At 65.0% G+C, this 21,685-nt stretch carries 20 protein-coding genes; 8 read left to right on the top strand and 12 right to left on the bottom strand.

Going from position 1 to position 21,685, the window contains the following annotated elements:
• Window positions 1-83: 83 nt before the first annotated feature.
• Entirely contained in the window at window positions 84-1,046 is a 963-nt protein-coding gene (locus HNP71_RS00100) for a glycosyltransferase family 2 protein (RefSeq protein WP_183264827.1), read from the top strand.
• On the opposite strand, the gene HNP71_RS00095 is transcribed toward HNP71_RS00100, so the two are convergent.
• Window positions 1,043-1,912, bottom strand: a complete 870-nt coding sequence (locus HNP71_RS00095; protein WP_183264826.1) for a DUF2189 domain-containing protein — start codon at window positions 1,910-1,912, stop codon at window positions 1,043-1,045. The genes HNP71_RS00100 and HNP71_RS00095 overlap by 4 nt on opposite strands.
• 223 nt (window positions 1,913-2,135) lie before the next feature.
• Here HNP71_RS00095 and infC point away from each other — a divergent pair, with 223 nt between their 5' ends.
• The gene (gene infC, locus HNP71_RS00090) at window positions 2,136-2,675 is read left to right on the top strand and encodes a translation initiation factor IF-3 (protein WP_183265246.1); all 540 of its coding nucleotides are present in this window, start codon (window positions 2,136-2,138) and stop codon (window positions 2,673-2,675) included.
• 57 nt (window positions 2,676-2,732) lie between these two features.
• On the opposite strand, the gene HNP71_RS14385 is transcribed toward infC, so the two are convergent.
• From HNP71_RS14385 to HNP71_RS00045, 9 genes are all read right to left on the bottom strand, one after another.
• Complete coding sequence (locus HNP71_RS14385) at window positions 2,733-3,572, bottom strand: DUF4167 domain-containing protein (protein ID WP_408840358.1); 840 nt, start codon at window positions 3,570-3,572, stop codon at window positions 2,733-2,735.
• 150 nt (window positions 3,573-3,722) lie between these two features.
• Window positions 3,723-4,547 (bottom strand): peptide chain release factor N(5)-glutamine methyltransferase, encoded by an 825-nt coding sequence (gene prmC, locus HNP71_RS00080; protein WP_183264825.1) that lies wholly within the window; start codon window positions 4,545-4,547, stop codon window positions 3,723-3,725.
• The gene (gene prfA, locus HNP71_RS00075; RefSeq protein WP_183264824.1) at window positions 4,544-5,605 is read right to left on the bottom strand and encodes a peptide chain release factor 1; all 1,062 of its coding nucleotides are present in this window, start codon (window positions 5,603-5,605) and stop codon (window positions 4,544-4,546) included. The genes prmC and prfA overlap by 4 nt, the downstream gene beginning before the upstream one ends.
• Window positions 5,602-6,825 (bottom strand): histidine--tRNA ligase, encoded by a 1,224-nt coding sequence (gene hisS, locus HNP71_RS00070; protein WP_183264823.1) that lies wholly within the window; start codon window positions 6,823-6,825, stop codon window positions 5,602-5,604. The genes prfA and hisS overlap by 4 nt, the downstream gene beginning before the upstream one ends.
• Before the next feature lie 70 nt (window positions 6,826-6,895).
• Window positions 6,896-8,020, bottom strand: a complete 1,125-nt coding sequence (ispG, locus tag HNP71_RS00065; protein WP_183264822.1) for a flavodoxin-dependent (E)-4-hydroxy-3-methylbut-2-enyl-diphosphate synthase — start codon at window positions 8,018-8,020, stop codon at window positions 6,896-6,898.
• 10 nt (window positions 8,021-8,030) lie between these two features.
• Window positions 8,031-8,966 (bottom strand): helix-turn-helix domain-containing protein, encoded by a 936-nt coding sequence (locus HNP71_RS00060; RefSeq protein ID WP_183264821.1) that lies wholly within the window; start codon window positions 8,964-8,966, stop codon window positions 8,031-8,033.
• Between the two features lie 34 nt (window positions 8,967-9,000).
• The gene (locus HNP71_RS00055; RefSeq protein ID WP_183264820.1) at window positions 9,001-11,268 is read right to left on the bottom strand and encodes a putative PEP-binding protein; all 2,268 of its coding nucleotides are present in this window, start codon (window positions 11,266-11,268) and stop codon (window positions 9,001-9,003) included.
• A complete protein-coding gene (locus tag HNP71_RS00050; RefSeq protein ID WP_183264819.1) occupies window positions 11,252-12,286 on the bottom strand; it encodes an NAD(P)H-dependent flavin oxidoreductase in 1,035 nt (344 codons plus the stop codon). Before HNP71_RS00050 ends, HNP71_RS00055 begins: the two co-directional genes overlap by 17 nt.
• On the bottom strand, window positions 12,279-13,493 hold the full coding sequence (locus tag HNP71_RS00045) for an aspartate kinase (RefSeq protein ID WP_183264818.1): 1,215 nt from the start codon (window positions 13,491-13,493) through the stop codon (window positions 12,279-12,281). The genes HNP71_RS00050 and HNP71_RS00045 overlap by 8 nt, the downstream gene beginning before the upstream one ends.
• A gap of 62 nt (window positions 13,494-13,555) precedes the next feature.
• Between HNP71_RS00045 and ubiG the strand changes: the two genes are divergently transcribed.
• The 6 genes from ubiG (at window position 13,556) to HNP71_RS00015 (ending at window position 20,192) form a co-directional block, all read left to right on the top strand.
• The gene (ubiG, locus tag HNP71_RS00040) at window positions 13,556-14,263 is read left to right on the top strand and encodes a bifunctional 2-polyprenyl-6-hydroxyphenol methylase/3-demethylubiquinol 3-O-methyltransferase UbiG (RefSeq protein ID WP_183264817.1); all 708 of its coding nucleotides are present in this window, start codon (window positions 13,556-13,558) and stop codon (window positions 14,261-14,263) included.
• 295 nt (window positions 14,264-14,558) lie between these two features.
• Entirely contained in the window at window positions 14,559-15,692 is a 1,134-nt protein-coding gene (locus HNP71_RS00035; RefSeq protein WP_246344001.1) for an amidohydrolase, read from the top strand.
• Entirely contained in the window at window positions 15,689-16,852 is a 1,164-nt protein-coding gene (locus tag HNP71_RS00030; RefSeq protein ID WP_183264816.1) for a class I SAM-dependent methyltransferase, read from the top strand. Before HNP71_RS00035 ends, HNP71_RS00030 begins: the two co-directional genes overlap by 4 nt.
• Before the next feature lie 3 nt (window positions 16,853-16,855).
• Complete coding sequence (gene recO / locus HNP71_RS00025) at window positions 16,856-17,593, top strand: DNA repair protein RecO (RefSeq protein WP_183264815.1); 738 nt, start codon at window positions 16,856-16,858, stop codon at window positions 17,591-17,593.
• Complete coding sequence (gene parC / locus HNP71_RS00020; protein ID WP_183264814.1) at window positions 17,583-19,802, top strand: DNA topoisomerase IV subunit A; 2,220 nt, start codon at window positions 17,583-17,585, stop codon at window positions 19,800-19,802. Before recO ends, parC begins: the two co-directional genes overlap by 11 nt.
• 66 nt (window positions 19,803-19,868) lie before the next feature.
• Window positions 19,869-20,192, top strand: a complete 324-nt coding sequence (locus tag HNP71_RS00015) for a YXWGXW repeat-containing protein (protein WP_183264813.1) — start codon at window positions 19,869-19,871, stop codon at window positions 20,190-20,192.
• A gap of 4 nt (window positions 20,193-20,196) precedes the next feature.
• Here the strand turns inward: HNP71_RS00015 and HNP71_RS00010 are convergent, their stop codons facing one another.
• Together HNP71_RS00010 and HNP71_RS00005 are read right to left on the bottom strand one after the other, a co-directional pair.
• Window positions 20,197-20,634 (bottom strand): SufE family protein, encoded by a 438-nt coding sequence (locus HNP71_RS00010; RefSeq protein ID WP_183264812.1) that lies wholly within the window; start codon window positions 20,632-20,634, stop codon window positions 20,197-20,199.
• A partial coding sequence (locus tag HNP71_RS00005; RefSeq protein ID WP_221246548.1) for a magnesium transporter CorA family protein occupies window positions 20,631-21,685 on the bottom strand: 1,055 nt, incomplete at its 5' end. The genes HNP71_RS00010 and HNP71_RS00005, both read right to left, overlap by 4 nt.

The following is a 21,685-nucleotide window of genomic DNA, read 5'->3' as shown; positions in this document are numbered from 1 at the left end:
GAACTTGTGCTAATCGTATGATTACAATCTATACATACTTGTCGTGGCGGAGGCATAAACAAGTTTGGAACCAGGAATGACGCTTGCCCAAACTCGTTTCCGTCACCCGCATCCTCAACGAGGATGACATCGCCGAGGCGTTTATCCGCCATAACGCCCGGCATGTCGGCCATATGTTGTTCCTCGATAACGGTAGCTCGGACCGGACGCTGGACATCCTGCGCGCCCTCCAGGCCGAGGGGCTTCCCCTTTCCGTGGTGCAGACGCACTCGATCAGTTTCGACGAGGTTTCCCTCAACAGCTGGGGTTATCAGGCCGCCTCGCAGCTCTTTGGCGCGGATTGGGTGGTGTTCATCGATGCGGATGAGTTCATCGCCACCCAAGACTCGGCCCCGCTCACCACGCTGCTGCCAGCGGATGCACCTGCCATCACCGTTCAGCTCATCAATTACGGCCAGACTGAGTTGGATGACCCGAACGAGCTGATCGTGCCGTTGCGGCTGCGCCATCGCTGGGCCGGGGAGACCAATGTCGATAAGCTGATCCTGCGCGCCGGGCTGCCGGGGGTTTCCATCGGGGCGGGTAATCACTGCGCCTTTTTGGGCAGCGGGATCCTGCCCGCGCGGCGGCACGATCTGGTGAGTTTTGCCCATTACCCCCGCCGCAGTGGCTGGCAGATTTTGCAGAAAATGGCCGCTGGCTGGCTGAAAGCCCTGGCCGCCGGGCACCCCGCCGCCGAGGCCGGACATTCCGAGCATTACCGTTCGCCCTTCGAGACGATACGCGACAAGCCTGGCGAGCTGTTCCGCAATTCCGGCTATTTCACCCGCGAGTTCGGGCTGGACCAGGCTATTGAGGCGCCGCTCGACTATCTGGGCGGGACGCTGTGTCACACTCTGCCCACAGACCCGGCGATGAAGGCGGCACAGATGTTTCTCAGCTTCACCGAGCGGCTGGCCATCCAGCATGGCCGCCTGCTCGACGAATCGCCCCAGGCCCGCGCTCTGGTGGAAACTTGGAACGCGAAGCGCGACTTCCTGTTTTAGGCTGCGCTACCGGGCCGTGGCACCATGGTCCGGTACAGATGCCATGTGCCATGGCCCAGCACGGGCAGCACCACGATCAGCCCGGCAAAAGCCGGGATTGTTCCCAGCACCAGCCCGCCCCCGACGATTGCCCCCCACAACGCCAGCGGCGCGGGGTTGAGCATTATCGCCGCCACCGAGGTGCGGATAGCGGTTCCGAGTGTGGCTGGGCGGTCCAGCAGCAGAGGGAAGGAGATGCTGGCGATAACCAGCACCAGCACGGCGAATACCGCCCCGATGCCGACACCAAGCACAATCATCTCCCACCCCCTGGGCGTGGTCAGCACGGCGCTGAAGAAGGGCAGCCAGCCAGTGGGTTGCACTGGGCCAAGGGTGACGTCGTAGATCAGCTCGGCCACCGCCAGCCAGGCCAGGAACAGGGCAATCAGTGTCAGCCCCATCCCGGTAATGGCGCCGATGGCCGGGGAGCGCAGCACGTTAAAGCCATCCCGCCAGTGCATTTGCCCGGTCAGCTCCCTCTGGCGGCTCATCTCGTAAAACCCGATGGCAAATAACGGCCCGACCAGCGCGAAGCCGGAGGCTACGGGGAAGAGCAGGGGGATAAGCTGGCCATAGAAATCCGCCGCGACGAGATACGCGGCCATCACCGGGTAGATCAGCCAGAGCATGATCAGGTCGGTGCGCGCCGCGGTGAAATCCTCCCACCCCTGTCCCAGCGCGAGGAAGACATCGGCGAAGCCGATAGGGCGCACCATTGGCGGGCCGGATTCGGTGGTGCTGAAATATGTCTCTGGCGCAGCGCTGCCGAGCATTTCTGTGGCGTGGAATTGCCCCAGAACCCACTCCACGGGATTGCGGATATGCATGACCTTATCCTCCGTAGCCGCGTTTGTTCTTGGCTATTGCGCGGACATAGGCATTATTCCCGCAGGTTCCGGCGGTTTTGCCTTAACCTTGGGTGAATTTGAGCTAATCTCCCGCGGCAACCCATGGCGGGGAAGATTTCATCCCCCAGCACTCGAGCGGATTGCATTTCCGGGCCATTTTGCCCTAAGGCCATACTCCGTAACCGTAACAGGAGACTTCCCAATAGCCAGACCGCCAGCGCCACCCGCCCCGCCATCCCGCGAGGGGCCCCGGGTCAACGAAGAAATCAGAATTCCGCAGGTTCGTCTGATCGACCAGGACGGCGAAATGATCGGCGTGCTCAGCACCCGGGACGCGATCGCACGTGCTTACGCCGTGGGTCTCGACCTGGTTGAAATTAGCCCGAACGCCGAACCGCCCGTGGCCAAGATCCTCGACTACGGCAAGTTCAAGTTCGAGCAGCAGAAGAAGCGCAACGAGGCGCGCAAGAGGCAGAAGATCGTCGAGATCAAGGAGGTGAAAGTTCGCCCCAATATCGACGAGAACGACTACCAGGTGAAGCTGCGCGCGATGAAGTCATTCATCGGCGAGGGCGACAAGGTGAAGGTCACGCTGCGCTTCCGCGGCCGCGAAATGGCGCACCAGGAGCTGGGCGTGAAGGTGCTGGAGCGCATCCGTGGCGATATGGAGACCGATACCAAGGTCGAGCAGATGCCGAAGATGGAAAACCGGCAGATGGTGATGGTGCTGGCGCCCAAATAAGGCGCCGCACGATTTCTTGCAGATACGAAAAAGGCCGGGATTTCCCGGCCTTTTCTTTTATTCGGAGACTTTCTCAGTCTCGGCTGCCACCGGCTTGGTGCGCGGGCGGCCTCGTGGGCGGCGCGGCGCGGGGGTAGCGGCAGGCTCCTCTTCCGCCACGGCTTCAATCGGGGCGGGCGGGGCATCGGGAATGATGGGGATGGCGCGCGGCTCCGGCACGATCGGCAGCTCGGCCTGCACTACTGGCTGTTCAGCTTGCACGTTAGGCTGTTCGCCAAGACCGGCGGGCGCTGCCGCGGCGGCCTGCAACTCGGCTTCCAGGGCGGAGCTGATGTCGATTGGCGTTTCCGCGATCGGTGCCGCCGGGCGGAACTGGCGCTCGCCGCGCTGCTCGTTGCGCTCGCGCGGCTGGAATTCCTGGCGCTGCTGGCGCGGCTCGAAGCGTCGTTCCTGCTGCTGCCGGTGTTCCCGGTGCTCGCGGTTGTCCTGACGGCCTTCCTGGCGGTTCTCGTGGCGCGGCTGCTGTTCGCGGTGCTCGCCCTGGGTCTCGCCGCCCTCGGCTGTTTCGCGGCGCTGGAACTCGCCACCCTGCTGCTGCCCGCCCTGGCCCGGAGGCGGCAGGCCCTGCGCCTGGTTGATGGCGCTGATGATGCGGAAATAATGCTCGGCATGCTGGTAATAGGCTTCGCCCAGCACACGGTCGCCCCCGCTGGCGGCATCGCGCGCCAGTTGGGTGTATTTGTCGTAGAGTTGCTGCGCCGTGCCACGTACCCGCATTTCCGGGCCGGAGCTATCGAACACATGGTTGCGGTTGAGCGGAATGCCGTTCTGCTGGTTGCGAAACCCGCTTCCGCCACCGCCCCCCTGGCGATGCCCGCGGCCACGCATGCGCTTCATATTCATAGGCTCTTGTCTATCCTCGTATGCTGACTTGCGCGCTGCGGCGTCATACGCCACTCGTGGCCGTCCCCTTGATTTTTGGAGACTCGAGGCAAAACAGCCCGCGCAAGCTTGTGCTTAGCCGTATTATGACGTTCTGCCAATTGTTTATTTGCGAAATCTGAGCAATGCAGCGCGCTCGATACCGGCCAGATCCTGCTTCGTGGCGCAGGTGAACCCCGCCGCCTCGGATAGCAGGGTTACAGATGGTGCCTGTCCCGCCCCGAGTTCAAGCACCGCCATGCCATTTTCCGATAAAATCTGGGGCAGGACGGCAATAATCGCCTTGTAGGCATCCAGCCCATCCGCGCCGCCATCCAGGGCACGGCCCGGTTCGTAACCTGCTACTTCTGGCATTAACTCAGGGATATCAGCGCTTTCGATGTAAGGCGGGTTGGAAAGCACAAGGTCAAATTTCGTATCCAGCGCGTCAGCCCAGCTTCCGGCCAGGAACACCGCGCGAGTGCCAAGCCCCAGGTGCTCGGCATTGCGCCGGGCCAGGGCGGCAGCTTCCGGGTTCAAATCCACGCCCACGCCGAAAGCGGCGCGGAATTCATGCAGTGTTGCCAGAAGCAGGCAGCCCGTGCCGGTGCCGAGGTCCAGCACTGTGCGCGGTTGCAGTCCCGAATCGAGGACGGCCTCGATCAGCGTCTCCGTATCCGGGCGGGGGATGAGGGTTGCCGGGGAGACGAGGAAATCCAGCCCCCAGAACTCCCTGTGCCCGGTGATATAGGCCAGCGGCTCACGCGCCACGCGCCGGGCGAGCAAAGGCTCGTAGGCGGTTTCGTCCACCTCATCGCGAGCCAGCAGTCCGCCAGCGCTGGTGCCAAGGGCGGCGGCCAGCAACAGCCTCGCCTCGCGGCGCGGTTCCTCGATGCCGGCGTCTTTCAGGCGGGCAGTGATCTGGGCCAGCGCGTCGGCGGTGCGGATCAATTCTCCGCCGCCAGCCGGGCCGCCTGGTCCTCGGCGATCAGCGCGTCGATGATGTCGTCGAACTCGCCCAGCATCACCCGGTCGATCTTGTGCAGGGTCAGGTTGATGCGGTGGTCGGTCACGCGTCCTTGCGGAAAGTTGTAGGTGCGGATGCGCTCCGAGCGGTCGCCGGTGCCCACTTGGCCCTTACGGTCGGCGGCGCGGCTGGCATCCACGCTGGCGCGCTGCTGCTCGAACATGCGCGAGCGCAGGATCTTCATCGCCTTGGCGCGGTTCTTGTGCTGGCTGCGCTCTTCCTGCATCGCCACCACGATACCGGTGGGGATATGAGTGATTCGCACCGCCGACTCGGTCTTGTTCACATGTTGGCCGCCAGCGCCGGAGGCGCGGTAGACATCGATGCGCAGGTCGGATTCGTTGATATCCACATCCACCTCTTCGGCCTCCGGCAGCACGGCCACGGTCACGGTGGAGGTGTGGATGCGTCCTTGGGTCTCGGTGGCGGGCACGCGCTGCACCCGGTGCACGCCTGATTCGAATTTCAACTTGGCGAACACGGATTTGCCGGTGATCTCGGCCATGGCGCTCTTCACGCCGCCCAGCTCGTTCTCGTCGTATTCCAGCACCTCGAAGCGCCAGCCCTGGGATTGCGCGTATTTCTGGTAAGCCGCGAACAGTTCGCCCGCGAACAGCCCGGCCTCATCGCCACCGGCGGCGGGGCGGATTTCCAGGATGCCGGCGCGGTCATCGGCTTCATCCTTGGGCAAGAGCGCGAGGCGCACGGCCATTTCCATCTCCGGCAGCCGGGCCTTCAGCTCATGGTATTCGGCTTCGGCCAGATCCTTCATCTCCGGGTCGGCCAGCAGCGCTTCGGCCTCCTTCATCTGCTTCTCGGCACCGCGCAGTTCGGTGATCTTCTCCTCCACAGGCTCCAGCTCGGCCAACTCCTTCGACGCCTTCACGAACGCATCGCCCGCCAGCGTGCCGGAGAGCATGAAGCGCAGCTCCTCGGCCCGGGCGAGAATGCGGTCGAGTTTCTGCTCCAGATTGGCGTTCATGCGCGCAAAAGGCCGGGCAGCGCCTCGGACGTCACATCCTGCTGCTCGCCGCTGGCGAGGTTCTTGAGCTTGATGTCCTCGCCCACCAGCACGGCGAACACGGAGCCGGACTTGTTGGCGCGCTCCAGGCGCTTCTTGGCGTTGCCTGAATAGGCGATCTCGGCGGCGATGTTATGGGCGCGGAGCTGCGTAAGAATCTCCAGCGCCTTGGCCTCGCAATCGCCTGCCATCGGGATCACCGCCACCGGCAGGGCCGCGCGGGCAGGGGCGTCGATGAGCATGGAGAGGCGCTCGATGCCCGCCGCCCAGCCCACGCCCGGTACGGCGGGGCCGCCCATTTGTTCCACGAGACCGTCATAGCGCCCGCCAGCCAGCACGGTGCCCTGGGCGCCGAGCGCCGTGGTCACGAACTCGAAGGCGGTGTGGTTATAGTAATCCAGCCCGCGCACGATGTGCGGGTTGTGCTGGTGTGGCACGCCGAAGGCGGTGAGGTAGCCTAGCAGCGTTTCGTAGAACGCCTTGGCCTCGTCCGTCATGCAATCCTGCATCTGCGGCGCATCGGCGACGATCTTCTTATCCCCCTCATCCTTGGAATCGAGGATGCGCAGCGGGTTCTTCTCCAGGCGCAGCTTGCTGTCTTCCGAGAGGTCGCCCAGGAACTTGCTGAAATACTCGACGAGCTTGGCCCGGTAGGCGGCGCGGGATTCGGTGTCGCCCAGCGTGTTGATGTGCAGCACCACATCCTTGGCGATGCCCAGCTCCTGCAAGATGCGCCAGCCCATGGAGATGATTTCGGCGTCGGCCAGCGGCGTGGCCGGGCCAAGCAGCTCCACGCCGATCTGGTGGAACTGGCGGTAGCGGCCCTTCTGCGGGCGCTCGTAGCGGAACATCGGGCCCGCGTAGAACACTTTCTGCGGCAGGGTCTGCGTCAGGCCGTTGGTGATGAGAGCGCGGCACACCCCAGCCGTGCCCTCTGGCCGCAACGTGACGGAATCGCCGCCGCGATCCTCGAAGGTGTACATCTCCTTGGTCACCACGTCCGAGGTCTCGCCCAGCGTGCGGGAGAACACCTTAGTATCCTCGAAGATCGGCGTCTGCCACTCGGAGAAGCCGTATAGCGAGGTGATCCGCCGCGCCGTCTCCACGACATGGAAATGCCGCGCGGCATCCTCGCCGATCAGATCGCGCGTGCCACGGACAGGTTGCAGGATATTCGCCATAGGTTCACCATCAAAATAAAAATCCGGAGCGGCATCCCGCTCCGGAAGATATGAAACGCAAAAGGGAGGACTATTCCGCGGCTTGCTTGGCCGCGGCCTTTTCAGCCTCGATTTGCGCGGCTTTGGTCTCCACCAGCTCCACCAGATGGTCGATCATCTGTTCCTCGGGGATGGTGTGGTCGGTCTTGCCCGCGGCATACACCATGTGGCGTCCGCCACCGCCGCCCGTCAGGCCGATATCGGTCATCAGCGCTTCGCCGGGGCCGTTCACCACGCAGCCGATGATGGAGAGGGTGATCGGCGTCTCGAGATGCGCGAGGCGCTCCTCCAGCGTTTCAACGGTCTTGATGACGTTGAAGCCCTGGCGCGCGCAGGAGGGGCAGGAGATGATACGCACGCCGCGATGACGCAGGCCGAGCGATTTCAGGATGTCCCAGCCGACATGCACTTCCTCTTCCGGCTCGGCGGAGAGGGAGACGCGCATCGTGTCGCCAATACCGGCCCAGAGCAGCGAGCCCAGGCCGATGGAGGACTTCACCGTACCCGCGCGCTTGCCGCCAGCCTCGGTGATGCCGATATGCAGCGGGTGGTCGCATTGCTCGGCGAGTTGCTGATACGCCGCCACGGCCATGAACACGTCCGACGCCTTCACCGAGATCTTGAACTCGTGGAAGTCGTGGTCCTGTAGGAGCTTGGCGTGCTCCAACGCGGATTCCACCAGCGCGTCGGGGTTGGGCTCGCCGTATTTCTCCAGCAGATGCTTCTCCAGGCTGCCCGCGTTCACGCCGATACGCATGGAGCAGTTATGGTCGCGCGCGGCCTTGATGACTTCCCGGACACGCTCCGGTGAGCCGATATTGCCCGGATTGATGCGCAGGCAGGCCGCACCGGCCTCGGCGGCCTCGATCCCACGCTTGTAGTGGAAGTGAATGTCCGCCACCACCGGCACGTTCACGCGCTTGATGATGTGCTTGAGTGCCGCGGTGCTCTCTTCATCCGGGCAGGAGACGCGCACGATATCCACGCCCGCCTTCTCGGCGCGCAGGATCTGCGCCACCGTGGCTTCCACGTCCGTGGTGAGCGTGTTGGTCATGGTCTGCACGGAGATCGGCGCATCGCCACCGACCTTCACATTGCCCACGCTGATCTGGCGCGACTTGCGGCGGTCGATCTGCTGGTATTCGCGGTAGTTCATGCACACTCCATCATTTTGTTGTGCCAGAGGCGGGCGCGCTGGCGGTCGCGGCTGGCGGTGTCAGCGCGTAATTATGCAGCACCACGCCCACGGCGCCCAAAGGCGCACCGGCGGTGCCGTTGGTGACGATCTCGGTGCCGCCGGCATTGCCGGTGGTCATGGTCAGGCCGGATTCCTGCGGCACGGGCCAGCTATCGCCCGCGTGCAGCACCTTGCTGAACAGGATGTTGCCGGTGGAATCCTGCACCTGCACCCAGGCATCCTGCGTGGCGGTGATTACCATGCCAGCGCCTGGCGCAGCGGGTTGGGCAACGAGGAGAGCCGGGGAGGCGGGCGTTGCGGCAGGAGGCGGCGTTGCCGGTGATTCGGGGGCGGGCGCGGTTGCGGTCTGAGGCGCGGCCGGAGTGGTTTCCGGCTTGTCGGTAGTCGGTGGGGGAGTATCGGCGACCGGGGGCTTCACCTCGGGCGGTAGGGCCAGGGGGGCGAGTTCGGCGGGCACGGGCGGCACTTTGGAGGCCAGGTGCTGGTTATCGGCGGTGAAATGGTACCAGAGGCCGTACCCGGCCAGCACAGCCACCACGCCCACCAGGGCGATAGCCCCGCGCGGCACGCCTCGGTCCGGCACCGGGGCCAGCACTTTCAGGCTCACATTCTGCGTCTCGCCCAGGCCGCCAGCTTGGCGGAAGCGGCGCAGGATTTCCTCGGCGTCCAGCCCCAAAATCTGCGCATAAGCGCGGACGAACCCCACGCGATACGCCGGGCCGGGCAGGGGGGTAAGGTCGCCCTCCTCGATGGCCACGAGATATTCAAGCCGGATGCGCAGGGCTTCCGCCACATCGGGCAGTTTCCAGCCCAGGCGCTCGCGCACTTCGCGCAGGCCAGCCCCCACGCGCGCCACGCTGGCGCCCGGGTCGTGGTCCATCACATCGGTCGGATCATCTGCCATGTGGTGCAGCTTCTATACCTGAATAACACAACTCTCAAATCGCCAGATTATGCTCTCGCGCCCAGGCCGCGAGCGGTTCCCTGATGCTTCCACCCGCTGCCCCCGCCCGGCGCAACTCGCGCAGAACCGGGCGCAGCTTGGTCAAATCCGCCTCCACCAGCACGGCTTTCACCGGCAGAATGGCGTTGCCGGACATCGACAGCGTGGTGATTCCCAGCGCCGCGAACGCCAGCGCGTCGAGCGGCCGCCCGGCGGCCTCGCCGCAGACGGAAAGCGGCACCCCTGCTTCCTGGCAATAGGTGACCAGCTTTTCCAGCAACTCCAGCACCGGGGCGGAGAGCGTGTCGTAACGGTCGACCAGTTCCGGCGTGCCGCGATCAGCGGCGAAGAGGAACTGCATCAGGTCGTTGGTGCCCACCGAGATGAAATCCGCCTCGGCCAGCAGGCCGGGGAGCTGGAACAGCAAAGCGGGAACTTCCAGCATGGTGCCCGCCTCAAGCCGCTCAGGCGCGGGGCGGATACGCGCCGCCTCGGCTTCCAGCAGGTCGCGGGCGGTACGGAATTCTTCCACCGTGGCCACCATGGGGAACATTATGGAGAGCGGCCGCCCCTGTGCGCCGAGCAGCAGAGCGCGGAGCTGGCGGCGCAGAATGGCTGGGCGGTCCAGCGCCACGCGCAACGACCGCCAGCCCATGGCCGGGTTTTCCTCGCCCATGGAGGCTTCGCCTGGCAGCAGTTTGTCGGCGCCGAGGTCGAGCGTGCGGAACTGCACCTTCTTACCGTTCGCGCGGTCCAGCACCCGGCCATATTCCGCCGCCTGGCCCGCTACATCGGGGATGCCCCCCGCCGCCAGCGCCGCGATCTCGGTACGATACAGCCCGATGCCATCCGCGCCGGTCTTGTCCAGCTGGTCCAACTCCATAGCCAGCCCGACATTCAGCATCAGCGTGAATTCGGTGCCATCCTTGGTGATGGCCGGAAGATCCCGGTACGCCGCCAGTGCCGCGGCGCGTACCGTGCGGGCTTCCAGCGCGCGGTCATAAACCTGCACCACCTCCGGCTCCGGGCGTAGGATCAGCGTGCCGCCCTCGGCATCCAGCAGGGCCGGGTCGTCCTCCTGCGCGATTTCCACGGCGCCACGGTCCACCTGCAGCGCGGGCAGCCCCAGCGCGCGGGCCAGGATGGCAGCATGGCCGGAGGGGCTGGCTTCCTCGATCGCCACACCGGCGATGCCGCGCGAATGCCAGTCTAGCAGATCGGCAGGGCCTAGGCGGCGCACCAACAGGATGTAGCCATCCGCCCGCTCGGGCTTGGGCGCCATACCACCAAGGGCCACCATCAGCCGCCCGACCATGTCCTCGATATCGGCAAGGCGCTCGCGCAAATACGGGTCGGCAATGCGGCGCATGCGCTCGCGCAGGTTGCGCGCCACCTTGTCCACGGCGGTTTCGGCGGTCAGGCCGTCATTGATCGCGTCGCGCACCTGGGTCAGCCAGCCAGAGGACTGCGCCACCATGCGGTAGGCGTCCAGCACGTCGCGCGGGGTGCCGCCGCCGGGCAGGGTACCGGCGATCAGCCCATCGAGGCTCTTGTTTGCCTCCTCCACGGCCTTATCGAGGCGTTTCAGCTCGGCTTCCGGGTCGTCGGTGAGCAGGCGGGCGATGGGAGCGGCGGCGCCATAGGGTAATATCTTGCCGCGCGCGATGCCGGAGGACAGTACATAGCCCGGATAGCGCCGGGGCAGGGTCTCGGAGAAGCCTTCCTCGCCGACATCGGTGGCCCCGGCCTTGGCCAGGATCTCGGCTAGCAGCATGGCCACGGTGGCCAGCGCCTCCACCTCCAGCGGCGTGTAGACGCGCGCCTCGCGCGACATCACGGCGATCACTCCGAGCGTGCGCCCGGCGCGCTTCACCGGCACGGCGAGTGTCGAGGCCATGTTCTCTTCGCCAAGCTCGGGGCGGTAGGCGTAGCGCGGATGGTTTTGCGCGTCGGCGAGGTTCATGATGTCGCCGGAGGCGGCGGTCATGCCGATGATGCCTTCGCCCACCCGCAGCCTTGTATGCCCCACGGCACTGACGTTCAGGCCAAAGGTAGCCGCGAGTTCAAGCTGTTCGCCCGGCCGGGTGACGTAGATGACGCTGGAATCGGTCGCCAGCCCCTCGGCCACCAGCTTGGCAAAATCGGCCAGGCTGGCGGTGCCGGAGGCAAGATGCTCCCGCAGTGCAGCAAAAAGATGCCGCGTATCGCCGAGTTTCGGCTTGCGTTTGCGCCGCTTGGGCGTGGTTTCAGCTTCGGGCGGCACGCGCGGCCAGGGCGGCGATGGCCTGGGCCTTCAACGCCGCCAGAATCTCGGCCACCGGCAGGATCTCTGTGACCATACCAACGGACTGCCCGGCCATGACCGAGCCGTGTTCCACATCGCCCTCGATGACCGCACGGCGCAGCGCGCCCGCCCAGAAATGCTCGATTTCCAGCTGTGCGGCGGTCTTGTCCAGCTTGCCCTCCTGGAATTTCTGCACCACCTCGGCCTGATGCCGCATGAAGCGCTTGGTGCCCTCGTTCATCAGCCCGCGCACGGGGATGACGGGGAAGCGATCGTCGAGTTGCACGCTCGGCAGCGCGTCGCGCGCCGCGGCCTTCAGGAACGCCTTCTTGAAGTTCTCGTGCGCGATGCTTTCCTTGGACGCCGCGAACAGCGTGCCAAGCTGCGCGCCAGCCGCACCCATCTCCAGATACCCCAGAATGGCCTCGCCACGTCCCAAGCCACCGGCCACGAATACCGGCACCTCGCGGATATGTGGTAGGATCTCCTGCGCCAGCACGGTCAGCGAGACTGGGCCGATATGCCCGCCCGCCTCGGAGCCCTCGATCACCAGCGCATCCACGCCGGACTTCACCAGCCGCTTGGCCAGCACTAGGGCCGGGGCGAAGGCGATAACCTTGGCACCACCTTCCTTGGCGGCCTTGATATGTGCGGAGGAGGGAATGCCGCCCGCGAATACCACATGGCTGACTTTCTGCCGCACGCAGACCTGGATCAGATCCGCTAGCTGCGGGTGCATGGTGATGAGGTTCACGCCGAAGGGCTTATCCGTCAGCGCTTTGGTGGCCTCGATCTCCTTCTCCAGCAACTCGGGCGGCATCGCCCCGCAGGCGAGCACGCCGAACCCGCCGGCATTGGAGATGGCGGAGACCAGATGGCGCTCGCTCACCCAGCTCATCGCGCCAGCCATGATGGCGTATTCGGTGCCGAGAAACTCCCGGCCCCGTTGCGTCAGCGCCTCGAACTCGGCGGTGGCGGAGGCGTTCACGTCAAGCATCGAGCTTATAGGCCGTGTGCAGGGCGCGGACGGCCAGCTCGGTGTACTCGGCGGCCACCAGCACGCTCACCTTGATCTCGGAGGTGGAGATGACCTGGATGTTGATGCCGCGGTCGGCCAGGGTTTTGAACATCGTGCCCGCCACACCCGCGTGGGAGCGCATGCCAACGCCGACGACGGAGATCTTCGCCACGTTCTGGTCGGAGACGATCTCGGCGAAGCCGATCTCCTTCTGCACGCCGTCCAGCACGGCCTTGGCGCGCAGGAAGTCGGTCTTACCGACGGTGAAGGTCACGTCGGTCGTGCCGTCGGCGGAGACGTTCTGCACGATCATATCGACATTGATGCCCGCATCGGCCAGCGGCACGAACACGGCGGCGGCGATGCCGGGACGGTCCGGCACGCGGCGGACGGTGACTTTGGCTTCATCCCGCGAATACGCGATGCCTGCGACGATTTCCTGTTCCACGACTTCTTCCTCATCAACAACCAATGTACCCGGGATATCGGCGAAGCTGGAGAGCACCTGCACGCGCACATGCTCCTTCATGGCCAGCTCCACCGAGCGGGTTTGCAGGACTTTCGCCCCCACGGAGGCGAGTTCCAGCATCTCCTCATAGGTAATCTTATTCAGCTTACGCGCGCCAGGGACGATTCGCGGATCGGTTGTATAAACCCCGTCCACGTCGGTGTAGATATCGCACTGGTCGGCCTTCAGCGCCGCGGCCAGCGCCACGGCCGAGGTGTCCGACCCGCCGCGCCCGAGCGTGGTGACGCGGTTATCCGGGCCGATGCCCTGGAATCCGGCGACCACGGGCACCTGGCCCTGCTTCATGCGGGAGATCAGCTCCTCACCCTCGATCGACTGGATTCGCGCCTTGCCGTGCGCGCCGTCGGTCTCCACGGCGATCTGCCAGCCCTGCCAGCTGCGCGCTTCCTGGCCCAGCTCCTGCAGGGCGATGGCGAGCAGCCCGGCGGTCACTTGTTCACCGGTGGCGACCACGGCATCGTATTCCCGCGCGTCGAACAGCGGGGAGAGCTGCTGGCACCAAGCGACCAGCTGGTTCGTTGTGCCGGACATGGCGGAGACGACCACGGCCACCTCGTTGCCCTTGTCCACTTCGGCCTTTACCCGCTTCGCCACATTGCGGATGCGGTCGAGATCGGCCACCGAGGTGCCGCCAAACTTCATAACGATACGCGCCATACTATGAACCCTTGTGGAAAACCGCCGGGGGCGTCACATAGCGGCGGAGAAAAGTTTCGGCAATGCAGCACCCTTCCGTCATCCCTCAAGAAATCGCCCAATTTAACGCCCTGGCCGCCCAGTGGTGGGACGAGACCGGCCCGATGCGCCCCCTGCACATGATGAACGGCCCCCGCGCCGCCTGGGTGGGGGAGCGTGTGCGCAACCTCGTGGGGCCGGGGGTGGAGATCCTGGATGTGGGCTGCGGGGCAGGCCTGCTTTCCGAGGCGCTGGCGAAACAGGGGTTCGATGTGCTGGGAATCGACGCCGGGGCCGAGGTGGTCGAGGCCGCCCGCAGCCACGCCCAGGGCCAGGAGCTGAACCTGGAATACCGCAACGCCACCGCCGAGGAGCTGGTGGCCGAGGGGCGGACCTTCCCGGTCGTCACCGCGCTGGAGATCGTCGAGCACGTGGCCGACCCGGTGGCGTTCCTGCGCAGCCTCGCCGCCCTGCTGGAGCCGGATGGGGTATTGTTCCTCTCCACCCTCAACCGCACCCCCAAATCCTTCCTCACGGCGAAGCTCGGCGCGGAGTACATTCTGCGCCTGCTGCCGGTGGGCACGCATGACTGGAAGAAATTCGTCACCCCGGTGGAGTTGGGCCATTACTGCCGCGAGGCGGGGCTGCGCTTGGCCGATACGGCAGGGCTTTCCTTCTCGCCCGCGCGCCGGCGTTTCGAGGTCAGCCGGGATCTGTCGGTGAATTATCTGGCGATGGCGGTGGCGGGCTGAAGCCTTCCGCCAGAGCCGATAATGCTCGCGGCAACAATATGTTACGCCATTTCTCTGACGCCACGCCGGGCTGTGTTGGCGGAAATTCCGCAATCATAGGTAGAAATACCTTGCGACAATTAACGTGACATAAATCTGGGTTTCCGGCATGGGTGCTGTTGTAACTGTAACCTACTGAATCGTCGCAATGAATCGGGATGAGGATGTTCCGGTTGCCCGGGATTTTGTAATTGATTTTGCGCAAGAATGCGGCGGGAGATTCCCTCCTCTCGCCCTGCAATAATGGAAGGGACGCATGATGCCTGACGATCTGGCCCTGCAACTGACTTTATGGCGGCATCATCTGCATGCGCATCCGGAGCTGTCGCTCAAGGAGTCGGGAACGGCGGCTTACGTCTGCGCCCGGCTGACCGAACTGGAAATTCCCCATGTCGCCGGTGTGGGCGGGCACGGCGTGGTGGGCGTGCTTTCGCGGGGCGGCGACCGTGCGGTGGGGCTGCGGGCGGATATGGATGCGTTGCCGATCCACGAAACCACGGGGCTTGCCTATGCCTCGCGCCATGTGGGGGTGATGCATGCCTGCGGGCATGATGGGCACACGGCCTCGCTGTTGGGTGCCGCGGCGCTGCTGCGCCATGACCATAGCTGGTCGGGTAAAATCTACCTCGTTTTCCAGCCGGCCGAAGAAGGCTTCGGCGGTGCCGAGGCCATGCTGGCCGACGGTCTGCTGGAACGCTTCCCGATGCAGAGCATCTACGGCTACCATAACTGGCCGGGCCTGGAAGCAGGCAAGGTGCTGCTGCACGAAGGCCCGGTGATGGCCGGGGCGGCGAATTTCTCCATCACCCTGCACGGCCGAGCGGGCCATGCAGCCATGCCGCATGACTGCGCCGACCCGGTGCAGGGCCTCGCGTATCTCATCATCGCGATCAACAGCATCACCTCCCGCAACAAGGATCCGCAAGATGCCGGGGTGATCTCCACCTGTACGCTCTCGGCTGGCGAGGCGCGCAACCAGATCCCGAGCTCGGCGACGCTGGGGGGCACCATCCGCGCCCTCACACCCCAGACCATGCGATTGCTGCAGGCCCGGCTCGCCGATGTCGCCCGCCATACGGCGCAGGCGCATGAGCTGGCGGCGGATGTCGATATCTTCAGCAACCTGCCGCCGACCATCAACAGCGAGGCGGAGGTGGCTCTGGCGCTTGGCGCGGCGCGGCAGGCGGGGCTGAATGTGGAACTGGCCCAGCGTGGCTCCATGGCGGCGGAGGATTTCGGCCGGTTCCTGGAGGTTCTACCGGGCGCCTATGCATGGATCGGCAACGGCACCACCGCGCCGCTGCATAATCCGGGTTATGACTATAACGATGTCATCCTACCACTCGCGGCGCGGTATATGGCCACCGTGGCCAAGGCTGCTTTGGCATGACGCACTGCACAGCCTGGTCCGCCGAATTGCCGGATCTGCTGGAAGAGCGTTTCGCTTCCGCTGTTGCTGGCAAGTCAGGCCTTGTGGTGGTACCAGTGGCGCAGAGGCCGTTTCCGCTCTGGCTGCGCGCGGGCACCGGCGATGCCGACGCCGCCACCGCCTCTTTCGACCCGCAGATGAACGGGCTCAAATTCGTGCATGAGCCGCGCCGTGTCTTGGAGATTGGCGCCAGGGCGGGGTATCGCAGCGTGGCGCTGGCCCATGCCTATCCGGGGGCCGAGATCATCGCCACCGAGCCCAATGCCGCCTTTCAGCGCGTGGCGGTGCTCAACACCGTCCCTTATGGCAACGTCACGGTACTCAACCTCGCCATTGGCACGGATAACGCGCGCCACGATTTCTTCGGCCGCGAGGGCGAGGCCGGATACCCCGCGCTGATGCGCCACGAGGCCGGACAGATCACCGCCACGCCTCTGGCGCATCTGCTCAACCACCGGCGCTGGAACGATGTGGATACCATTATTCTCACCCCCGATGCCGCCTCGATCGGCATTCTGGACCAGCCCTTGCCGCGCCGTGTGCGGCTGTTGGCGGTGGAGACGGGCGGCGCCACGCTGCCGCCCGAGACCATGGCGAAGCTGCCGATGGCGGAATTCCTGACCATGATCTCCGGCGATTACGTGCTGTTCTACCGCCGGGCGCTGCAAAAAGTCCTGCCGGAACCGCCGCGCGCCACACCTGTTTATATGCCCGATGGCCCGCTCCAGCGCCTGACGCTGGAGAATGTCAGCGCCGATCCGCCGGGTTTCTTCCAGGTGGGGCGTGAGGGCTTCCGCCTGCACCCCAACCCGTATGGCGCCCCTCTGGCGCGCGTTACCATGACACAGCGCAATCTGGATTTCGCGGAATTGCAGGTTTCCATGCGTGTGGTGCGTGAGGAATCCGCCTCGGTGCGTTTCAAGGTTGAGATGCTCGGCGAGACCGGGACGATCCTGGCCTCGGCCATGGAGGTGGTGCCCGGCGGCAAGGCCCGCGGCGTGGTGCTGCAACTGCCTGAGTATCGGGGGCCGTGCAGCATCGCCTTCTCCACGCAGATGGCCGAGCACGGCGCCTCCAATCACGCCGCCTGGGCCGAGTTCATCTCCGCGACCTTCGTGTAAGCGGTGGAGTGGCAGGAGCCAGGCATCGTTCTTGAGACCGCCTTGCATGGCGAGGGCGATCTTGTCGCCACGCTGCTCACCCCGCGTGGACTGTGGCGGGGGCTGGCCAAGGGCGGTGCCTCGCGGCGGCAGGTGGCCACATGGCAGCGGGGCAATATTCTCTCGGTGCGTTGGGTGGCGCGGGTGGCCGAGCAGTTGGGCGCCTTCACCGCCGAACTGGTGCGCCCGGTAGCGGCCCTAGCCATGCCCTCGCCCGAGGCGCTGGAGATATTGAACGCCGCCTGCGCCCTGGCGGTGGGCGCGCTGCCCGAGCGGGAGGCCGCACCCGAAAGCTTCGCCGGGCTGGTAAGGCTGTTCGCGGGCATCGACATCCCCGGTTTCCCGCTGCCCGAACTCGCCCGCTGGGAAGTCACGCTGCTGCGCGAACTAGGTTTTGGGCTGGATTTCACCACCTCGGCCGGGAGCAATGACCGGCTGGCTTACGTTTCGCCCCGTACCGGCAGGGCGGTGACACTTTCCGAGGCCGGGGACTGGGCCCCCAAGCTGCTCCCGCTGCCGGATTTCTTGCTCGGCGACGCACCCTCCACCCTGGCCGATTGCGTGGCGGCCCTGCGCATCACCGGCCATTTCCTGGAGCGCGACGTGTTCGGCGGCCGCCACCGCCCCCTTCCACCGGCGCGGGCCGGTCTTTATGAGCGTCTCTCGCGCAGCCTGGAGGAGAAGCAGAACCATGCCGGATGATTTGGGCGGACAGATCGAAGACCTGCCCCTGAGCAACGCGCTCTCCGAGCGTTACCTCGCCTATGCGCTCTCCACCATCATGTCCCGCTCGTTGCCCGATGTGCGCGACGGGCTGAAGCCGGTGCATCGACGGCTGATCTACGCCATGCACCAGCTCAAGCTGGACCCGCGCTCGGGCTTCAAGAAATGCGCCCGCGTGGTGGGCGACGTGATGGGTAAGTTCCACCCGCATGGCGACAGCTCGATCTACGAGGCGCTGGTGCGTCTGGCGCAGGAATTTTCCTCCCGCTTCCCGCTCATCGAGGGCCAGGGCAATTTCGGCAATATCGATGGCGATAACGCCGCCGCCATGCGCTACACCGAATCGCGCCTCACCGAGATCGCCGAGCTGCTGCTGCGCGGCATCGACGAAAACGCCGTGGATTTCCGCCCGACCTACGATGGCGAGGAGCAGGAACCGGTTGTGCTGCCGGGCGCGTTCCCGAATCTGCTGGCCAATGGCGCGGCGGGGATCGCGGTGGGCATGGCCACCTCCATCCCGCCGCATAACGCGGGCGAGGTCTGCGCCGCTGCCATCCATCTCATCGGCAACCCTAACGCCACCACCGCCGAGCTGCTGACCCATATGCGCGGCCCCGATTTCCCCACTGGCGGCGAGCTGGTGGAGGATGAGGCGACGATCTGCGCCGCCTATGAGACCGGGCGCGGCAGCCTGCGCACGCGCGCCAAATGGGCTAAGGAAGAGGGTAAGCACGGCACCTGGAACATCGTAGTTACGGAGATCCCGTATCAGGTGCAGAAATCCCGTCTCGTCGAGCAGATCGCCATTCTGCTGACCGACAAGAAGCTGCCGCTGCTGGGCGATATCCGCGACGAATCCGCCGAGACCATCCGCCTGGTGCTGGAGCCCAAGAGCCGCACCGTGGACCCCGAGATGCTGATGGCCTCGCTCTTCCGCGCCACGCAGCTCGAATCCCGCTTCGCCCTGAACATGAACGTGCTGGATGCCGGGCGCACCCCGCGCGTGATGGGGCTGAAGGCCATTCTGCGCGCGTGGCTCGACCACCGGCACGAGGTGCTGGTGCGCCGCTCCAACCACAGGCTAGACGCCATTGCCCGCCGGCTGGAGATTCTTGAGGGCTATATCAAGGTTTTCCTCAATCTCGACGAGGTGATCCGCATCATCCGCACCGAGGATGAGCCGAAAGCGGTGCTGATCCGCACCTTCGAGCTGACCGAGGTGCAGGCTGAGGCGATCCTGAACATGCGGCTGCGCGCCTTGCGCAAGCTCGAAGAGATGGAAATCCGCAACGAGCACAAGAAGCTCTCGGCGGAGCAGGCTGATCTGCGCGCGCTGCTGGCCGATGAGGGCAAGCGCTGGAAGAAGATCGGCAAAGAGATCGCCGAGGTGCGCGAGAAATTCGGCTCCGGCCCGCTGGGCGCGCGCCGCACGCTCATCTCCGCCGCCGCCCCGGTGGTGGAGATCGTCGCCGAGGCGCTGGTGGAGCGCGAGCCGATCACTGTCATCCTTTCGGAAAAGGGTTGGATCCGCGCGCAGAAGGGGCATCTGGCCGACGATGTGGAGCTGAAATTCAAGGAGGGCGACAAGCTCGGCTTCCTGCTGCGTTGCGAGTCGACGGACAAGATCGCCCTGCTCGGCACCAATGGCCGCGTTTACACCATCAAGGCCTCGGATGTTCCGCGCGGGCGTGGCGATGGCCAGGCGATCCGACTGCTGGTGGAACTGGCCAATGAAGACGGCGTGCTGGCGCTGTTCGTGCCCGATGCCGCGCAGAAATATCTGGTGGCGTCCTCGGCTGGGCGTGGTTTCCTGCTCCCCGGTGCCGAGCTGGCCTCCGAGCGCCGTGCGGGCAAGACCATATTGGTGCTCAAACCCGGCGAGGAATGGCATGCCTGCGTGCCGGTGAGGGGCGATCATGTCGCCGTCATTGGCCAGAACCGCAAAATGCTGGTGTTCCCGCTGGACCAGCTCCCCGAAATGCCGAAGGGCACTGGCGTGCAGCTGCAAAAATATAAGGATGGCGGGCTGGCCGATGTGAAGACCTTCAGCCTAGCCGCGGGCCTTACTTGGCGCATTGGCGACAAGCTGCGCGTGGAGCAGAAGTTGACCGAATGGCTGGGCGCTCGTGCTTCCGTGGGCAAGATGCCGCCCAACGGTTTCCCGCGTTCCAATAAGTTCGGCGACTGAGACAGGCAAAAATTTGCCCTATTTCAGGGGCAGGGTCGCAGCTCAGCACTTAGGGGAAAGATTGCCATGACGACACGTCTCTCTCTCGCCTCTCTGGTTTTTGGCGCGGCCGCCTCCCTGGCGGCAGGTGCTGGAGCCAGCGCCCAGCCGGTTCCGCCTTATCCGCCCGGCTACCGGCCGGTCCCGCCTCTACACGGCGAACCCATGCCGCCCCCGCCGCCGGGCCGTGGTTATATCTGGCGCCCCGGCCATTGGGCATGGGACGGCTATAACTACCACTGGGAGCCGGGCCATTACGTGCATCGTGGCCCGCATTGGCACCGCTGGGTGGATGGCCATTGGGCCGTGCGTGGTGGCATCTGGGTATGGATCCCCGGCCACTGGATGTGATGCCTCAGGCGGCGGCGCGCGCCATTCCCTGAATGCGCTCCACCATCGCGGCCACGCCATTGCCCCGGTTGGTGGAGAGCGCGCCGATCAGCCCCAGATCTCGCAGAAACTGCGCCGGGGTGGCCAGGATCTCCTGCCGCGTGCGCCCGGAATAAACCCGCAGCACCAGCGCCACCAGGCCGGAGACGATGGCGGCATCCGACGCGCCGGTAAAATACAGCTTTCCGCCATCCTCATGCGCCGCCAGCCAGACCTGCGATTGGCAGCCTTGCACACGATGTGCCTCGTTCTGCCATTCGGCGGGGTAGGCGGGCAGTTTGCGGCCCAGCTCGATGATGAATTCGTAGCGGTCCATCCAGTCGTCGAACATCGCCAGATCTTCGCCGATCGCCTCGATAGCGGCCCCGGGCGTATCCTCCTGGGGTTGAAAATACTCTGTCATATCCAGCCTTTTTTACGAAACCAAAGTAGAGGCAGCACGGCGGAGAGGATCATGACCACCCAGGCATAGGCGTAGCCATAGGTCCAGCTCAACTCCGGGATGACATGGAAGTTCATTCCATAGATCCCGGCAATGAGAGTTGGCGGAATGCCCGCTATGCTGACAATGGTGAGCACCTTGATGAGCGTGTTCTGCGCGATATTGATCAGCCCCAGCGTGGAATCCAGCAGGAATTGCACCTTGTCGGTCAGATGCACGCTGTATTCGTTGAGCGAGGAAATATCCTTCTGCACGGATTTCAGCCTCTGGCGCACGGTGGCGGGCAGCCAGTCGGCCGAGGCAATGGCGTAGGGCGCGATGCGCGCCACGCCGAGAAGGCTGTCGCGCAGGAAGGAAATGGTGTCGTAATCGCGCCCAAGCAGCACGAGTGCGGCTTTCAGCTCGGCCTCGGTGTTGCGGATACGCTGCTCGGTTTTCAGCCGGCGCTGGAACACGCGGTGGCTCAGATGGTCCAGCTCGTCACGCAGCCGCTCCAGCGCATCGGCCTGGCGGTCCACGATCGCCTCCAGCAGCCCGGCGAAGATATGCGCGGAGGCGATGTCGGAGACATTATGCGGCTGGGCGCAGAATTGGCTGAACACGATGCTGGGGGAGAAGCGCAGCGTGACCAGATAGTCGGGGCCGAGTACAAAGCCGCAGACGCTGGCTTGCAGCACGCCCTCGGTGTCGCGGGTAACGATAGGCAGAGACATGGTAAGCACCTGCCCGCTGGCGGAGAGGCGGGAGGAAGCCTCGATCTCGGTCAGCGCCGCTTTGTCGGGGAGGGACAGGCCCGTAATGCGCGTGACAAAGGCGCGCTCCTCAGCCGCGGGAGTTTCCAGGTCGAACCACACGGCGCGTTGCGCCGCCTCGGTGCCGAGGCTTACAATCCTGCCATTTTCGCAGGCATAGGCGTTTGACGTGCTCCCCTGGAATGTGACCGTTTTTGTGTAGAGTCTGTTCCTGGGGGATAGACCGATGAAGGGCAGCCGATTTTCTGAAGAGCAGATTA

It is taken from the genome of Acidocella aromatica, from assembly GCF_014201825.1.
Lineage (GTDB): Bacteria > Pseudomonadota > Alphaproteobacteria > Acetobacterales > Acetobacteraceae > Acidocella > Acidocella aromatica.
Note: the sequence above shows the minus strand (reverse complement) of the source record. Positions and strands in the feature narration are given on the sequence as shown.

Bases quoted from the DNA above. Each gene is read 5' to 3' on its own strand.
- HNP71_RS00015 (WP_183264813.1), top strand. From the start codon at position 19,869: ATGACGACACGTCTCTCTCTCGCCTCTCTGGTTTTTGGCGCGGCCGCC.
- ispG (WP_183264822.1), bottom strand. From the start codon at position 8,020: ATGAACTACCGCGAATACCAGCAGATCGACCGCCGCAAGTCGCGCCAG.
- ubiG (WP_183264817.1), top strand. From the start codon at position 13,556: ATGCAGCACCCTTCCGTCATCCCTCAAGAAATCGCCCAATTTAACGCC.
- HNP71_RS00030 (WP_183264816.1), top strand. From the start codon at position 15,689: ATGACGCACTGCACAGCCTGGTCCGCCGAATTGCCGGATCTGCTGGAA.
- parC (WP_183264814.1), top strand. From the start codon at position 17,583: ATGCCGGATGATTTGGGCGGACAGATCGAAGACCTGCCCCTGAGCAAC.
- hisS (WP_183264823.1), bottom strand. From the start codon at position 6,825: ATGGCGAATATCCTGCAACCTGTCCGTGGCACGCGCGATCTGATCGGC.
- HNP71_RS00035 (WP_246344001.1), top strand. From the start codon at position 14,559: ATGATGCCTGACGATCTGGCCCTGCAACTGACTTTATGGCGGCATCAT.
- HNP71_RS00060 (WP_183264821.1), bottom strand. From the start codon at position 8,966: ATGGCAGATGATCCGACCGATGTGATGGACCACGACCCGGGCGCCAGC.
- HNP71_RS00010 (WP_183264812.1), bottom strand. From the start codon at position 20,634: ATGACAGAGTATTTTCAACCCCAGGAGGATACGCCCGGGGCCGCTATC.
- HNP71_RS14385 (WP_408840358.1), bottom strand. From the start codon at position 3,572: ATGAAGCGCATGCGTGGCCGCGGGCATCGCCAGGGGGGCGGTGGCGGA.
- HNP71_RS00050 (WP_183264819.1), bottom strand. From the start codon at position 12,286: ATGCTTGACGTGAACGCCTCCGCCACCGCCGAGTTCGAGGCGCTGACG.
- HNP71_RS00095 (WP_183264826.1), bottom strand. From the start codon at position 1,912: ATGCATATCCGCAATCCCGTGGAGTGGGTTCTGGGGCAATTCCACGCC.
- prfA (WP_183264824.1), bottom strand. From the start codon at position 5,605: ATGAACGCCAATCTGGAGCAGAAACTCGACCGCATTCTCGCCCGGGCC.
- HNP71_RS00045 (WP_183264818.1), bottom strand. From the start codon at position 13,493: ATGGCGCGTATCGTTATGAAGTTTGGCGGCACCTCGGTGGCCGATCTC.